This is a genomic window from Exiguobacterium sp. s28 (assembly GCF_018618135.1).
In the GTDB taxonomy this organism is placed as follows: domain Bacteria; phylum Bacillota; class Bacilli; order Exiguobacteriales; family Exiguobacteriaceae; genus Exiguobacterium; species Exiguobacterium mexicanum_A.
On the sequence record NZ_JACSLL010000009.1, the window covers coordinates 35,388 to 50,812 of the forward strand.

Below are 15,425 nucleotides of genomic sequence, written 5' to 3' on the forward strand. Positions count from 1 at the left end.
TCTTGAAGGGGGGACGCGTCGTGAATGAAGAGAGACACCATGAGTATGAACCTCAAGACGTCGAACCTTTAGAGCACGAAGCAGATACAATGAACGATGTAAAACCGACGTACCCATCTCGCAGCGAGTGGCGCCCGAAACAAGAAGAACATGTGCGCCATAAGCCGCGAATGAACTTAAAACCGTTGTTACTCGGAGGGGTTGGCGGATTCTTAGGAGCGGCTTTGTTCTTTTTGGCGATGATGCTCTGGGATTCCCCAACCTCTCGTTTTGTGACAAATGAACTGATTCGGACGGAACAAGCCGTCACCATCACGGAATCCGACATCACGAGCGCTGTGACGGGTGCTAAAACGTCCGTCGTCAGCATCACGAACATCCAGCGGGCGTTCACCTCGGACTCGCAGTGGGAGGCCGGAGCGGGCTCTGGTGTCATCTATAAGGTCGACGGCGACACGGCGTATATCGTCACGAACTTCCACGTCATCGAAGAAGCGGACGAGATCAACGTCGCGTTTTCTGACGGACAAGTCGCTTCGGCGACGATTCTCGGCGAGGACCCGCTCAACGATTTAGCTGTCGCATCGGTCGAACTGCCCGCCAATATCGATGTCGCTCCGATTACGCTCGGGGACTCGACCGTGCTTCAAGCAGGCGAGACCGTCATGGCGATTGGCAATCCGCTCGGCGTCTTTTCAAACTCGGTCACCCGTGGTATCGTCAGTGGTGTCGAACGCACCGTGCCGGTCGATACGAACAGTGACGGCCTCATGGACTACAATGCCGAGGTCATCCAGACCGACGCCGCCATCAACCCGGGGAACTCCGGCGGGGCACTCATCAACATCCGCGGCGAGCTCGTCGGCATCAACTCGATGAAAATCGCCGAGGCGAGCGTCGAAGGGGTCGGCTTCTCGATTCCCGTCAACGTCGCGCTGCCGGTCATCGATATGCTCGAGCGTGATGGCAAAGTGACGCGGGCCCAGCTCGGCGTCACGATTCAAGAAGTCATCGCCGTACCGGGTAACGTCCGGGAAGAGTATGGGATTAGTTTTGACAACGAAGACGGGGTGTTCGTCGAGGCAATCACGCCCGGCAGTCCGGCCGAAGAGGCGGGCCTCCGCGTCGGTGACGTCATCGTCAAAATCGGCGACCGCGACATCAAACGTTACGTCGATTTGCGGGACGCGCTGTATCGTGATGCCACGGTTGGCGATAACGTCACGATTGAATATACGCGACGCGGCAAGGCAGGCAAGACCGAGGCAACATTAACTGAAGCAACCTAAAGGAGCGGCGACGCTTCTTTTTTAAGGAGGAAACATTGTGGAAAAAAAAGTATGCAAGGAACATGTTGAAATCGCTTTAGATATCATTGTCGATGAGACGGGGGAATACCCGTTGCTCGAAGAACTATCCACAAGTGGACAAGTGACATGTGAGTTCTGCGATGCCGACGCAACATATGTTGTGTCAAGCAAAAAATGATTATCAACATGTGGATTTGTGGATAACTCTGTGGATAACCCTATGGATAACTCCAAAAAAACTGTGGAAAAAGGAAGAATTGGATGAATATTTCAATTATCACGGTCGGCAAACTAAAAGAGAAGTATTTGAAACTAGGGATTGCCGAGTACACAAAACGCCTGTCGGCCTATGCGAAAGTGCAGGAAATCGAGGTCGCGGACGAGAAAGCGCCCGAGCATTTGAGTGAAGCGGACATGATTCTAGTAAAACAAAAAGAAGGCGAGCGGATTTTAGCGAAAATCAGTCCGGACACGCATGTGATTGCTTTGGCCATCGACGCCAAGCAACGGACGAGCGAAGAGTTCGCCCGTGAGCTCGACCACTTGGCGACATACGGCAAGAGCAAAATCGCGTTCGTCATCGGCGGTTCGCTCGGTTTGTCGGACGACGTCATGAAACGCTCGGATGATACGATCTCCTTCTCGAAGATGACGTTCCCGCATCAGTTGATGAAGCTCGTCTTGTGTGAGCAGATTTATCGGGCATATCGGATCAACCGGAATGAGCCTTACCATAAATAAATGAGGTCTAATAAAAGGTTGATGAGCCAACGCTCATCAACCTTTTATTTTGCCTTGAAAAGACGAATATTTTTCAGTTGTTCAATCAAGTGTTCTTTCATTACTGCGCCATTGGACTGGAATTGTTGCGGATAATATTTAGGCATGAAGATCGGGGCCCCTTTTGCAATCCATGCTTGGCGATACATCGCGTGAGTCTCTTCTCGTTTCATAAACAAGCCATTTTCAAGTTCGACGTCATCGTCGTCTCCGAATTGAAATTGGCAACATAGACAAATCTCAAATGAAGGATCATGAAATTCGTTGTAAGCAGGTTCGTCTAATCCATCAAACCCGCATATGGGACAGATATATGTCATTGGCTATTCCTCTTTTGCTGATAAAATCAATCTTTGGTCAGTATTTAAAGTAAGAGAAGAAGAAAAATGTCAGATACTAAATTTTTCCTCCTTTTTTTATATTAAAAATAGTATGATTTATCCATAGATATTTAAATGTTTACATACAAAATCTAGTATCAAATTTTCAAATTACTGTATGACAAATCATTGATGATTTCAAAGAAGAAAAGTTGAATCCGTGAGTGGCCAAAACGAAAACCACTAATAGTGCAGGAGGAAAATCGAATGGACAAAAGAAGTGAAGAGTCATCACAATTTGCACGTACATCAAAACAACAAGAGCCTAATAAAAGAAAATGGTACGGAACAATTATAGGTAGTGCATTTCTTATCGTACTTCTCGCTTCAATGGCAACTTGGTTTTTCGTTGGAAATGCATCTAAGGATAAAAGCTCTGTGACAGTTAATCAAATTCGTGAAATCGCGACGCTTGCAACGGCTGAAGCGCATATCGAGACAACTATTGAAGAAGAGAATAATGAGTTGTTAGGCATAAAATTGCCATTTAATTTAGCCGGAACAAAACAAAAAATTTTACTCGTTGTTCCTGGTACAGTCATAGCAGGAGTTGATTTGAAAGAAATAACGTCTGAAGACATTGACGTTAATGAAGAGGAAAAGAAATTAGATATCGTCTTACCCAAGGCAAGTTTTCTTCAAGAACCGGCAATCGATATGAATGACGTATCCTATGTTTCAGATGAAGGATTCCTTCGTGGAGAAGTTACATTTGACGAGGGGACCGATTTAATGAAGAAGGCACAAAAAAATATTAAGGATGAGGCTGTTGAGATTGGTTTATTAGTTACAGCGGAACAAAATGCCGAAAAATTTTTGATTGGCTTCTTTGATAATCTTGGTTATGAGGTAAGTGTAACCTTTGAATAATAAAGAAAAGGAGATCTAAACAGCGATGCTACAGATCTCCTTTTTGCTTGGTGTCAAATCACGAAACAATCTCACTCATCAACGCATGCGTATTCCCCTCAGAATCCTTGAAAAAAGCCATCCACGTCTCGAGGTTCTCCATTTTCGCGACGAGGTGCGGCTGGTCGATAAACTGAACATCTTTCGCCAAAAGCTGTTCATACGCCTCGATGAGATGGTTCACTTGGAGATATAGCACAGAGCTCGCTTTCGCAAAGTCTTCATTCTCGGGACGCGACAGCATGAGCCGCACTCCGCTACATTCTAAAAAGGCGAGGTTGCCTGTTTGGAATAAGAGCGGAAGTTGAAGCGTGTCCCGATAGAAACGTACCGCGCGATCCAAGTCGTGCACCGGTACATAGATTTGTCTGATTTGCTGAATGAGATTCAAACGACATCCCTCCTGAATTAGGTTCTATCACGAGTGTAGCGAATTTATCCTGGATTCCCTTCCTGTTTAACGAGTTTGGCGAATCCGTTGAACCATGAATAGTCCGAGCGCCAAAATGACGGTTAGGACAATGAACGTGAATCCCAAATAGAAGGGTGAACCGGTCGTCCCGATGGCCACCTCGTTTTGAAGCATAGTGACGTTATCCGCCTCGGCGATGATGTCGGGTTCATAATTGAGCGTGCGGATGAAGCCGATTCCGAAGGTGGCGACAACATAAATCAGATGGAGTGCTGTGGATAGAAGAAGAGCGAGTCTGATTGTTTTCAAAATGGTGCTCCTTTTTGGATATAATCATGTATAACGATAGTATAACTAGAATTGCCTAAACCTGACAGACAAGGAGTGAGACTGATCGAAACCGTTTATTTAGCAGGTGGTTGCCTCTGGGGCGTCCAAGCGTTCATCAAGACGTTACCCGGTGTCATCGAAACAGAGGCCGGACGGGCGAACGGGGCGAAGGATACGCTTGACGGAGAGTATGACGGCTACGCCGAATGCGTCAAAACGACGTTCGATTCGAGCATCGTCACGATGAAGGATTTAATGAAGTACTTGTTTGAAATCATCGACCCATACAGCGTCAATCGTCAAGGCGAAGATGTCGGCGAAAAGTATCGGACCGGCGTCTATAGTACCGACCCGCGCCACTTGGAAGTCGCGCGCACGTTTATCAATAGTCGGAGCGATGCGAAGCAAATCGCGGTCGAGGTATTACCGCTCACGAACTACATCCGAAGCGCGGACGAGCATCAAGACCGGCTCGCACGATGCCCGGACGATTACTGCCATATCCCGAAGACGTTATTAGACAAGTACAAACAATGAGCCGACACGGCATCGTGTCGGCTCATTTGTTATGCCCGCTCGAGGACGTTCACGAGCAAGCGATGCACGACCTCGTGGTCACGCACGTCATGCAGTTTGTAATCTTTCCCCGGTAACGTATACCACTCGGCCGCCCCGACGTACGTGATGGCGAGCTCGAGCGTGCCGTCTTCCTGACATGTCGTCCGTAATTCAAGTTCTCCACTGATGACGCCGACTTCCTCGGTCATGACGCCGTGGGAGGCTTTAAATACTGAAGATTGCTCGTTCATAGCGAACTCCTTTCTGAATCAATAGATGCAGGCGTTGATGGCCGTTTGCAAGGCCGTCTTTTCTGTGGATTGGAGGTTGAGGCCCCAACGGCTCTTCGTCTCGACCCACATCTTCGCGTAGGCACAGCGCGCACCGGTACGGGGAGGCTGCCATGTCGACGGGTCTTGGTCCCCTTTCGAACGGTTCGAGCTGGCCGAGACGGCGATGAGCTGTGGCCCATTCAAATCGTTGGCGAAGCTTTGGCGCTTCGTCGTCGTCCAGCTGCTTGCGCCTGAACGCCATGCTTCGGCCAAAGGTACGACATGATCGATGTCGATGTCAGACGCTGATGTGAATGTGATGCCGTCATAGTAACTGTACCACTTACCTGTGGTGACCGGACACTCATCGACGACCGAGTCGGCGTCGCGTTTCAAGACGATGTGCCGCGTGTTACACCCGTTCCCTTGGCTGCTCCAATGGGGGAATAAGTCACGACTATAGCCGGTCATCGACCCTTCATTTTTCACCGTCAAGGCGTTTAATTTAGATAACGCCATTGACTTAGATGGGATACCTGGCGGGAGCGCCGAAGCGGTTGGCGTCGTGAAGTGAAGCGTTGTGATGACCAAGATGATGGCGAATAACGAACTGATGCATTTTTTAAGCATGTTTGTGCCTCCTATTATGTATGACGACTGGACGACGTGCATCGTAAACGCACGATGCACCTCGAATATACATGGCAAGGAAGTGAGAAATACGCAAATTTACGAAAAATGAATCTAACGATTATAAAACTTGAGGTCAGGGACATGATACATGACATCAGACGTCCCGGCTTTAGCACTACTGACATACGCGTAGGCACCAACTATTGGTATAATGAAGGCGGTTTGTAGTAAAGGACGAAGGAGTTGGGATGAATGAATCAAAAAGACATCGCGGCGATTCGCAAGCATTTCAAGTTGAATGCGGAAGCGGTCAAAATCGCTGACATTTATAATATTTATATTCGCCAAGACAGCAACGAGATTTTCCATGAGGAGTTGCGCTCGTTCCCGTTCGTCGAGCAGGAGCATCAAGAGCTGTTCCTCGCCAACTTCAAGAAAGTGCTCGGCGGCAAGATTGACGAGAAGTTGTTCGAAGTGAAGTTTCAGCATCCAGAAGCAGGTCAGACCGATCATACGCAAACGTTATTGTATGAGGCACTCCGGACAGATGACATCGAAGAATGGGCCGGCATGATGCAGCGGGTCGCACTCAAGATGGTGCAGGACGCACCGTTCGAGAAAGACATGGTCATCACGTTCATCCGCTTCAAATACAATAAGCCGACGCGTCGCCATTCGGAGGAGACGGAAATCGATATGCGTGACGAGGTATGGACATCGCGGTTCATTCTCGGCAGCATCAACCAGACCGAGCTTCCGAAACAGTCACTCGTGTTCGACTATATCGAGCGAGAGTTCAAATCGAACATCTTTATCAACCCGGTCATCAAGCTTGACGCCCCGGTCGGCGGCTTCTTGTTCCCGTGTTTCACGGACAACGCGGCCGACGTCAACCATATCTTATATGCGGCGCAGAAGGCGCACCAACCGGACTTCGGATTCATCGAGAACGTCTTGAACGGGACCGAGATCGTGACGGCCGTCGAGGAGAAGGCGATGTTCGAGGAAGTCGTCAAGACGGTCATCGGCGAAGAAGTGAACGTCGGGACGCTCGCCACCGTCTATGATGAAATCAATCAGATGATCCTGGCCGAAGCCGAGCGCAAGGACGAGGACGAGACGGTGCCGATGATTGACGCCCGCACCGTCGAAATCGTGTTGAAGGCGAGCGGGGTCGAGGACGTGACGACGGAGAAGGTCGAGCAGGCGTTCCAACAAGTCGTCGACGACCGCCAATATGAGATGAAGGCGAGCAGCGTCGTCCCGAAATACACGTCGAAGTCGATTAAAATCAATACGAAAGTCGCCAATATCTCGATCAGTCCGCAAGACCTGAAGTACGTGAGACAAGTGAACGTGAAAGGGAAACGGTGCCTGTTGATTGAATTAGAAGAGGATACGGAGATTGAAGGATTCAAGTTGATCTCGGAAGAACTGCTCGACTAATAAATTTCGACTGGAGGACATCGAGTGCATCCGATAGAGCTGATTGAACATTTGATGGCAGCTGTTATGGTTACGCTGATTTTTGCGGCGTCCTATGTATTTCGTGGGAAATGGCGGACGATGATTCGCCTGTTGGCTGTAATCTGCATCATCGCGTATGCGGTGTTTTATGCGATTCGCCCGTCTTTAATCGAGGACCGGGTCGCGGCAGATGTCATCATTCTTGAAGACGAACTCGAAGAACGATATCCGAATGAAACGTTCACCGTCACGACGATCCCGTTTCGGACAGAGGGGTACGAGAGCACGGATCCATACACGATATATGTGACGTTTTCGAGTGAGCCTGACGCGGAGTATTATTATCGGGTGACAGACCAAGGTGAAGTCGAGCAACGAGGGTATAGTTCGACAATCGAAGGGAAAATGGATTTTCTACATTGAAAAGACGAATGCTCAGGCGCAACGCCTGAGCTATTTTTATGACAATCAGGTGAGGAAGGTTGAATTCAAGACTGGTTATCGGTATGATTTTGTTGAAAGCGTTCTCTCAACAACGTTGTTTTTTTTAACAGTTTCCGAAAGCGCTTTCGATAATGTTGGTTAAACACAAAAAAGGTCCGGAGAGATCATCCTCTCCGAAACCTGGATTGTTTACTTATGGGCTTTACTAACTTTTAGCTTTTTACCTTTGATTGGCGTTGATTCCATCGCCTGAAGGACGAGTGAGCCTTTGCCGTTCAAAATGTCGACGTACGTCATTTGGTCGTTGATTGTGATGATACCGATATCGTCTGCCGTCACACCAGGAATTTTGGCGATTGTACCGACGAAGTCGATGGCGCGGAGTTTTTTCTTCTTCCCGCCGCTGAAGTGGAGCTTCATGATGTCTTGGTTGATGCGGGCCGTCTTGTTGTTGCGAACGACGCGTCGTCCGCTCAACTTCTCTTCGAAAGCGGCTTGGTTGCGCGCGACTTCTCTTTCAGTCGGTGCATCCATTTCCGGGATGTCGAACTTGATGAACGCTTCGATGGCGCGAACGAACTTGCCTTCATGCGGCGTCGCGAGCGTGATCGCTTTTCCGGCGTTGCCGGCACGGCCTGTGCGTCCGGTCCGGTGCACGTAGCTCTCTTTTTCCATCGGCACGTCATAGTTGATGACGAGGTTGACGTTATCGACATCGATTCCGCGCGCTGCGACGTCGGTCGCGACGAGATAACGGAAGTTACCCATCTTGAAGCCTTCCATAACGGCGAAGCGGTCTTCTTGCTCGAGGCCACCGTGGAGGCGTTCACACGAGTAACCGGCTTGATCGAGTTCGCTGTACACCGTGTCGACGTGTTCTTTCGTCCGGCAGAAGATGAGGCAGCTGTCTGGATTTTCGACGACCGTCAAATCTTTCAGTACGGCGAGCTTGTCTTCGCGGCGCACTTCAATCAAGCCATGTTCGATCGTCGAAGCGGTGACACCGCTCGATTCGATAGCCACACGGATTGGTTCGTTCATGTGCTTTTGGCATAAACGCTCGATGTCGTTCGGGAACGTCGCTGAGAACACCATCGTCACGCGGTCGCGCGGCAATTCTTGAAGAATCGCCTCGACGTCAGCGAGGAAACCGCGGTTCAACATCTCGTCGGCCTCATCGATGATCAAATAATCGATTTTATCGAGGACGAGCGTCTCCCGTTCGATGTGGTCCATGACGCGTCCTGGTGTCCCGACGACGACGTGCGTCTTCTGTTTCAATTCATCACGTTGCTTCGAGAACGGTTCTTTGCCGTAAACGGCAGTCGCCTTGATGCGTTTGAAACGACCGATGTTCGTCATATCCTCACGGACTTGGACGGCGAGTTCGCGCGTCGGTGTGAGAATCAGCACTTGCGGCTTGTTTTCTTCCCATTCGATGAGTTCCGTGACTGGAATCCCGAACGCCGCTGTCTTACCACTCCCGGTTTGGGCTTTGACGACCAAGTCTTGACGCTCGAGTGCGAGCGGGATGACTTTCTGTTGGACCTCGGTCGGTGATTCGTATTTCATGATGCCTAGTGCGCGTTGGATATCTTCGCTTAGGCGATAGTCTGAAAAGCTTGGTTGATTCATAGGTTTACCTCATTTTCGTGTAAGAAACTTCTATTCGAGAAATTTTCATTAGCAATTTGTATTACGCTTCATTATACACGAAAGCAACCCGTTCGTCGTTCATCCCGAAAATCGGTCGAGTGTGAAGCTGGACAAGTCGAACGGACTTTTTATAGCCAACGTGCGTTCAGCAGGAGCCTGTGCATGTCATTCCTCATGAAGCAACCGCTGCATATACGGTTCAAGTTTGAATTGCGGATGGTCTTCCAAACAGGCTGAGAATAAAGTGTGAATCGATTGCTTGGCGCGTTGGATTGATACCGGATCGATGGAAGCGGGATACGTCCGTAAATAATCCTCAATGAACGAACTTTTCAACGTGTGATACGCCTTGAATTGATGAACTTTTCGCCCCTCTTTCAATGTCTGGGCCGTCAACGTCAACTCGCGCAACGTCTCGAGCATCTTCAATGCATAGATAGGATTGTTTCGCTTCAACTCTTTCTCAAGTGCCAGCGAAGCATAGATAAACTCGAAGGGAACGTCGCTAGTCTCGTACCTGATTGGGCTGGCGATGAACCGTTCATGTTCGGTTTCCATGTGTTGGAGAAGTTGCCCGTTCCGATCGACCACGACGTTCCAAAGCGGGGAACGAACCGGGAGTATTTCAAGCGGGGCGATGGAGACGTTAAACTCTAAGCGGTTCTCAAGCAGGACAATCAATAAATAGATATCTGGTCCGAACTGCTTTTCTTTAATGAAAACCGGGGATAACTGTAGAAAGTATTCGGCCAAATGCCGCTTGATTGATTGGGGGTCAACGCCAGTGCGGGCAGCCACCATTAAATCGATATCGGAATAACGGTCCTGATATCCTGCGGCACCAGAGCCGAGCTGAACAACACCTTGAACGCCTGTGTCGGTTTGTAGGTGATTAAGAACGTGCTGGAAGTGTGTGTCTCTTTCAACTGTACTGTACATAGAATGACCTCGTTTTCGTAGATGATAAATCCTTATTCTACCAATCGAGGGCAAACCCTTTAATCACATAAGGAGGATGCAGTGATGAAACAAACTTATGCACAACTGGTGAGGCTCTTGAGCCAGTCTCAAAACATGAATCATGAGAACGGCGTCGAAACAATCATCAAACCCGTCCCGGACACTGATGTGACCGGTGATCTCGACCCGCGCGTCCTGGCTGTCATCCAAGGATATGCCGCATCCGAGCCGGAAACGTCATTCGACTTGGCGTCGGCCCGTGCCAGCATGGGCTGGCCGAACCGTGACGTGACGACGATGGACATCACGACAGACCACGTTTTGATTCCGAGCGCTGACGGCGACATCCCGGCGCGCCTGTATCGGCCGCGCACGGAAGAGACGTTACCGGCCATCCTGTTCTTCCATGGCGGCGGTTTCTTCGGCGGGACGCTCGATACGGTCGAGAACCCGTGCAAACTGCTCGCCGAGAAAGCGAACGCCCTCGTCGTCTCGGTTGATTACCGGCTCGCGCCGGAGCATCCGTTTCCGGCAGGACTGAACGACTGTTACCGGGCGCTCGAATGGGTGCACGAGCGTGCCGATGACCTCAGAGTGTCACGCGACGACATCGCGGTCGCCGGCGACAGTGCTGGTGGGAACTTGGCGACGGCGTGTTGCTTACTCGACCGATCGAACGAGAGAAACATGATTCGTTTCCAGGCGCTCATTTATCCGGTCGTCAATCTGGGATCGATTCCGACAGACGACTATGAATGGAAGCTGGACAACTATGAAATCAAACATCATCACGACTTGATTCGCGGAGTCGTCCGGGCGCTCGCTGACAATGAAGGATTCTTCAACCAGCTTTATTTACAGGGAAAGGCCGAGCTGACCGACCCGCTCGTGTCGCCGTTGTTCGCGGATGATGTGAACGGCTTACCGCCTGCTTTGATTGTCACGGCCGAATACGATTACCTTCGTCTCGAAGGTGAGGCGCACGCGCGTAAACTCGCACGCGACGGCGTACCGACGCGACTGATTCAATATCGCGGGATGGACCACGCCTTTATGGACAAGCTCGGCGACTTTCCGCAAGCCGAAGACTGCATGATCGAAATCGCAAATGGAATGAAGGAGATGACACGATGAAGACTTACACATTGAACTGGGATACATATAAACAACTGGCGCGGACAGCCGTCGCAGAAGGGGCCGTCCTCTTGAAGAACGAACACGCGACGCTTCCGATTCAAGCGGGGACGACCGTTTCCGTATTCGGGCGCAGCCAATTCAACTACTACAAGAGCGGCACAGGATCAGGCGGGATGGTCAACGTCTCGCATGTGACGAGTCCGCTCGAGGCGCTTCAGGCGACAGAAGGCATTCAATTGAACGCGTCGCTTCTTGAGACGTACGAGACGTGGGTCGAGGCGAATCCGTTCGACCAGGGTGTCGGTTGGGCCGGTGAGCCGTGGTCGCAGCCAGAGATGGAAGTGACGGACGAGCTCGTCACAAAAGCGGCCGCAGCTTCTGATTTGGCACTCATCTTCATCGGACGCACGGCCGGTGAGGACCGAGATAACACGGCCGACCCGGGCAGCTATTTGTTGACGGACATCGAGCAGGCGTTGATCGAGAAAGTGTCCAAACAATTCGCGAAAACGGCCGTCGTTTTGAACGTCGGCAATATCATCGACATGGACTGGGCGCACCAACCGAGCGCAATCCTTTATACGTGGCAGGGTGGAATGGAAGGTGGGACCGGGCTCGTCGACGTCTTGACGGGTGCTGTCACGCCATCTGGTAAGTTGACCGATACGATTGCCAAATCGATTGAGGACTACCCATCGACGAAAAACTTCGGACATGCGGACAAGGGCATCTATCAAGAAGACATCTACGTCGGGTACCGCTATTTCGAGACGTTCGCCAAAGATTCGGTGCTCTATCCGTTCGGCTTTGGCTTATCGTATACGACGTTCACGACCGACGTCGCGACGGCGAGCGAACAGGATGGCGTGATCACGGTGACCGTCGATGTGACGAACACAGGCGCCGTTGAAGGAAAAGAAGTTGTCCAGCTGTACGTCGAGAAGCCACAAGGCACGCTCGGCAACCCGGCTCGTTCACTCGTCGCCTTCAATAAGACGGACACACTCGCACCGGGGGAACGGACGACGCTCACACTCAGCGTCCCAGTCACGGACTTCGCGAGCTATGACGATAACGGCGCGACAGGGCACGTATCAAGCTTCGTTCTCGAGGCCGGGACATACGAGCTTCACCTTGGGACGGACGTCCGCACGGCGCGACCTGTATTTACGTATAATGTAGATTCGCTTCAAGTCATTGAAACGCTCAGTGAAAACATGGCCCCGGTCACTCCGTTCGACCGCATCAAGCCGGTCGTCGGTGAGAATGGCTATTTGGTCGAATACGTGCCGACGCCGCTCCGTGCGGTCGATGTCGAGGCACGCTATCTCGCCGAACGTCCGCTCTCGCGCGACTACGTCGGTGACAACGGCTTAACACTGAAGGACGTTTACGCCGGCAAGGCCGAACTCGAGACGTTCCTCGATCAGTTGACGGATGCAGACCTCGCCTGCATCGTCCGTGGACAAGGGATGAACTCGCCGCGCGTGACACCGGGAACGGCCGCCGCGTTCGGTGGGGTATCGGACCGCTTGAACGACCTCGGCATCCCAGCAGCATGTTGCGCGGACGGCCCGTCCGGCATCCGGATGGACATCGGGACGAAGGCATTCGCCCTTCCGAACGGGACGCTCCTCGCTTCGACGTTCAACGTCGAATTGGTGGAAGACCTGTTCGAGATGACCGGACTCGAGATGCGGAAAAATCGTGTCGATACGCTCCTCGGACCTGGGATGAACATCCACCGCAACCCGCTGAACGGCCGGAACTTCGAGTACTTCTCGGAAGACCCCCACGTAACCGGTAAGATGGCGATTGCTCAATTGAACGGGATGCATCGCGTCGGCGTGACGGGAACGCTCAAACACTTCAGCGCCAACAACCAAGAGGCGCACCGTCACGATATCGACTCGATCGTTTCGGAGCGGGCGCTGCGTGAGATTTACTTGAAAGGGTTCGAGATGGCCGTCAAAGAAGGCAAGGCGACATCAATCATGACGACGTATGGCGCCGTCAACGGCGTCTGGACGGCTGGACTCTATGACCAGAACACACGTATCCTCCGGGACGAGTGGGGCTTTGACGGCATCGTCATGACCGACTGGTGGGCGAAAGTGAACCACCATGAAGACGAGCCGGCGAACCGTCAGAACACGGCGGCGATGGTCCAGTCGCAGAACGACTTGTATATGGTCGTCGACCGTCCGGACACGAACTCGTTCGATGACAACACGGGCGCGGCTCTCGCGGCCGGGTCGCTCACGCGCGGTGAACTGCTCCGTAGTGCGGCGAACATCTGTCGTTTCGTCTTGCAGTCACCGGCGATGGAGCGCGAGCTCGGCATTCACGACGGGACGGTCGAGGTGATCGGGCTCGACGAGGAAGCCGGACAAGCCATCGACTTTGATGTGACGTATCGCCATCTCGAAAACGGGGAGAGCGTCAGTTTGAGTGACGCCGACACATCGACGGGGAACACGCATGTCTTTGCCGTCTCGGTCAATGAGACAGGGACGTACGACGTGACGATCACGGCGAAGTCGGACGCAGGCGAACTCGCCCAGATGCCGGTCACGTTGTTCGCCAACAACATCCCGGGCCCGACGTTCACGTTCAACGGCACGGACGGGGAATGGGTGACGCAGACGAAGCAAGTGTTCTTCTTGAACCAACACAACTATTTGCAGCTCTACTTCGCGCTCGGCGGTCTCGACGTGAAAGACATCACGTTCACGCTCGTCGACTCGTTCAGCATGAAAAACGGCTGATGAGCCCGATCGCTTCATCGTATACGTCTGGCCGCCTTTCACACATCACGAGCTATTCTGTATAATGAAGTCAACATCTTGTGATTGGAAAGGGGGGCGCATATACGTGGAAAATCGTTTGAGATTTTCTAAGTCTTCAATCACTCATGCAAAGCCAGTTGTCACAAAGGCGATCATTTGCATGGGGCAGAACGGTTAATTTGATCGCAATCTAGTCTTTTACAACAATGGCTTTGCTTCCTTATTGTCGGATTTTTTATAAGGAGCGAGCAGAGATGAAGTACGTAAATGCGCAACAGATTCTTCCAGAGAAGTTGCTTCAGGAAGTTCAACGATACGTCCAAGGGGAGACACTTTACGTTCCCCGGACCGGTCAAGACAAGAAGCGCTGGGGAACGGTCAGTGGTGGGAAACAGCTGCTTGAAAAACGGAATGAAGCGATTCGAACATCCTTTGCGAAGGGGACTCGGGTCGAGCAGTTGGCCGCTGACTATCATTTAGCGGTCACGACCATTCGGAAAATCGTCTACTCTTCACAGTAACTAGCGGTACAGCGCATTTTTTGCGACTGTACCGTTTTTGTATAGAACAGTTCTAATTCAAAGTCGGTACAATCGGGTCGTCCAAAATCCTTTACACTGAAAGGAGTCAGGATTGAGAAAGGATGACTGAATATGCAAGAGCGTTTTATTGAGAACCACCAATTTAATTTCATTCGAGAGCAAGTCGAGACGATTCGAGATAGTCGAAAGAAAAGTTTACCGTCTTCCGTGTTACAAGCCGTCATCGATTTGGCAAATGCCAAAATTGCTTTTCTGTTTCCTGAAGCGACACCAGCTCGGCTTGCCATGTTGGACGTATCAAAGTTACAAACTGACGAAGCCTATGATGGGTTTATAGATGAGTTAAGACCTCACGTCCGGTCGTTTCCGCAAGTGTCGGTACAGCAAGTGAAAAAAATGTTTCCCAAACAGAAAAAACTGAGACTTCCAGACCGAGATGATCTCAATGTGAATCGGATATCTTATATGAGCTGGAACGACCTGCGCTCCAATCGGAAATATATCGTTTGCGAGAAGGACCATCAGCTCATGGGAATCGAGCTTAAGGCAAGCTCGAATGCGAAGAAAAATATTTGCGCCTTCTGTAACCAGTTGGCAGAAGTCTCGTACTGTGTCACCATCACAAAAGCGAAACAAGCGAAAAATCCTGACTATTATAAAGCGATTGGGACGTATATTTGTACAGACAGTGCCTCATGCAACGAGAACATGACGAATCTTGACGCCTTGATGACGTTCGTCGAAACGGCGTTAAAAGAGTAAACGGAGAATCGACCATGCGTCGATTCTTTTTTGTGGAGCTTAAAACCAAGCGCATTTTGTTGTCTTTACAAAACCTATACAGGA

The 15,425-nt window shown here is 51.0% G+C and carries 18 protein-coding genes; 11 read left to right on the forward strand and 7 right to left on the reverse strand.

Going from position 1 to position 15,425, the window contains the following annotated elements:
- Positions 1–20 precede the first annotated feature (20 nt).
- From KNP78_RS10350 to rlmH, 3 genes are all read left to right on the forward strand, one after another.
- Complete coding sequence (locus tag KNP78_RS10350) at positions 21–1,289, forward strand: S1C family serine protease (RefSeq protein ID WP_214824078.1); 1,269 nt, start codon at positions 21–23, stop codon at positions 1,287–1,289.
- Positions 1,290–1,326: 37 nt separating this feature from the next.
- A complete protein-coding gene (locus KNP78_RS10355) occupies positions 1,327–1,488 on the forward strand; it encodes a CxxH/CxxC protein (RefSeq protein ID WP_021067873.1) in 162 nt (53 codons plus the stop codon).
- A gap of 83 nt (positions 1,489–1,571) precedes the next feature.
- A complete protein-coding gene (gene rlmH / locus KNP78_RS10360; RefSeq protein WP_214797332.1) occupies positions 1,572–2,051 on the forward strand; it encodes a 23S rRNA (pseudouridine(1915)-N(3))-methyltransferase RlmH in 480 nt (159 codons plus the stop codon).
- A 44-nt stretch (positions 2,052–2,095) separates the two neighbouring features.
- Here the strand turns inward: rlmH and KNP78_RS10365 are convergent, their stop codons facing one another.
- Positions 2,096–2,410: a hypothetical protein gene (locus tag KNP78_RS10365; protein WP_214824081.1), complete on the reverse strand. Its 315-nt coding sequence runs from the start codon at positions 2,408–2,410 to the stop codon at positions 2,096–2,098.
- Positions 2,411–2,677: 267 nt separating this feature from the next.
- Between KNP78_RS10365 and KNP78_RS10370 the strand changes: the two genes are divergently transcribed.
- Complete coding sequence (locus KNP78_RS10370; protein ID WP_214824083.1) at positions 2,678–3,340, forward strand: DUF4230 domain-containing protein; 663 nt, start codon at positions 2,678–2,680, stop codon at positions 3,338–3,340.
- A 58-nt stretch (positions 3,341–3,398) separates the two neighbouring features.
- Here the strand turns inward: KNP78_RS10370 and KNP78_RS10375 are convergent, their stop codons facing one another.
- Both KNP78_RS10375 and KNP78_RS10380 read right to left on the reverse strand, forming a co-directional pair.
- Positions 3,399–3,770, reverse strand: a complete 372-nt coding sequence (locus tag KNP78_RS10375) for a VOC family protein (protein WP_214824086.1) — start codon at positions 3,768–3,770, stop codon at positions 3,399–3,401.
- Between the two features lie 66 nt (positions 3,771–3,836).
- Positions 3,837–4,100, reverse strand: a complete 264-nt coding sequence (locus tag KNP78_RS10380; RefSeq protein ID WP_138860225.1) for a hypothetical protein — start codon at positions 4,098–4,100, stop codon at positions 3,837–3,839.
- An 84-nt stretch (positions 4,101–4,184) separates the two neighbouring features.
- Between KNP78_RS10380 and KNP78_RS10385 the strand changes: the two genes are divergently transcribed.
- Positions 4,185–4,658: a peptide-methionine (S)-S-oxide reductase gene (locus KNP78_RS10385; protein ID WP_214824220.1), complete on the forward strand. Its 474-nt coding sequence runs from the start codon at positions 4,185–4,187 to the stop codon at positions 4,656–4,658.
- A 29-nt stretch (positions 4,659–4,687) separates the two neighbouring features.
- Here KNP78_RS10385 and KNP78_RS10390 read toward each other — a convergent pair whose 3' ends face one another.
- Both KNP78_RS10390 and KNP78_RS10395 read right to left on the reverse strand, forming a co-directional pair.
- The gene (locus KNP78_RS10390) at positions 4,688–4,930 is read right to left on the reverse strand and encodes a hypothetical protein (protein WP_214824088.1); all 243 of its coding nucleotides are present in this window, start codon (positions 4,928–4,930) and stop codon (positions 4,688–4,690) included.
- A gap of 18 nt (positions 4,931–4,948) precedes the next feature.
- A complete protein-coding gene (locus KNP78_RS10395) occupies positions 4,949–5,581 on the reverse strand; it encodes an HNH endonuclease family protein (RefSeq protein WP_214824090.1) in 633 nt (210 codons plus the stop codon).
- Positions 5,582–5,836: 255 nt separating this feature from the next.
- Between KNP78_RS10395 and KNP78_RS10400 the strand changes: the two genes are divergently transcribed.
- Positions 5,837–7,030 (forward strand): DUF4317 domain-containing protein, encoded by a 1,194-nt coding sequence (locus KNP78_RS10400; protein ID WP_214824092.1) that lies wholly within the window; start codon positions 5,837–5,839, stop codon positions 7,028–7,030.
- Between the two features lie 24 nt (positions 7,031–7,054).
- Positions 7,055–7,474: a hypothetical protein gene (locus KNP78_RS10405; RefSeq protein WP_214824094.1), complete on the forward strand. Its 420-nt coding sequence runs from the start codon at positions 7,055–7,057 to the stop codon at positions 7,472–7,474.
- A 210-nt stretch (positions 7,475–7,684) separates the two neighbouring features.
- On the opposite strand, the gene KNP78_RS10410 is transcribed toward KNP78_RS10405, so the two are convergent.
- Positions 7,685–9,130: a DEAD/DEAH box helicase gene (locus KNP78_RS10410; protein WP_214824096.1), complete on the reverse strand. Its 1,446-nt coding sequence runs from the start codon at positions 9,128–9,130 to the stop codon at positions 7,685–7,687.
- A 186-nt stretch (positions 9,131–9,316) separates the two neighbouring features.
- On the reverse strand, positions 9,317–10,090 hold the full coding sequence (locus tag KNP78_RS10415) for an aminoglycoside 6-adenylyltransferase (RefSeq protein WP_214824098.1): 774 nt from the start codon (positions 10,088–10,090) through the stop codon (positions 9,317–9,319).
- A gap of 84 nt (positions 10,091–10,174) precedes the next feature.
- On the opposite strand from KNP78_RS10415, the gene KNP78_RS10420 reads away from it, so the two are divergent.
- From KNP78_RS10420 to KNP78_RS10435, 4 genes are all read left to right on the forward strand, one after another.
- Positions 10,175–11,245 (forward strand): alpha/beta hydrolase, encoded by a 1,071-nt coding sequence (locus tag KNP78_RS10420; RefSeq protein ID WP_214824101.1) that lies wholly within the window; start codon positions 10,175–10,177, stop codon positions 11,243–11,245.
- On the forward strand, positions 11,242–14,016 hold the full coding sequence (locus tag KNP78_RS10425; RefSeq protein ID WP_214824104.1) for a glycoside hydrolase family 3 protein: 2,775 nt from the start codon (positions 11,242–11,244) through the stop codon (positions 14,014–14,016). Before KNP78_RS10420 ends, KNP78_RS10425 begins: the two co-directional genes overlap by 4 nt.
- 275 nt (positions 14,017–14,291) lie before the next feature.
- The gene (locus KNP78_RS10430) at positions 14,292–14,558 is read left to right on the forward strand and encodes a CD3324 family protein (protein WP_214797341.1); all 267 of its coding nucleotides are present in this window, start codon (positions 14,292–14,294) and stop codon (positions 14,556–14,558) included.
- 132 nt (positions 14,559–14,690) lie between these two features.
- Positions 14,691–15,341, forward strand: a complete 651-nt coding sequence (locus KNP78_RS10435; RefSeq protein WP_214797342.1) for a FusB/FusC family EF-G-binding protein — start codon at positions 14,691–14,693, stop codon at positions 15,339–15,341.
- Positions 15,342–15,425: the final 84 nt, after the last annotated feature.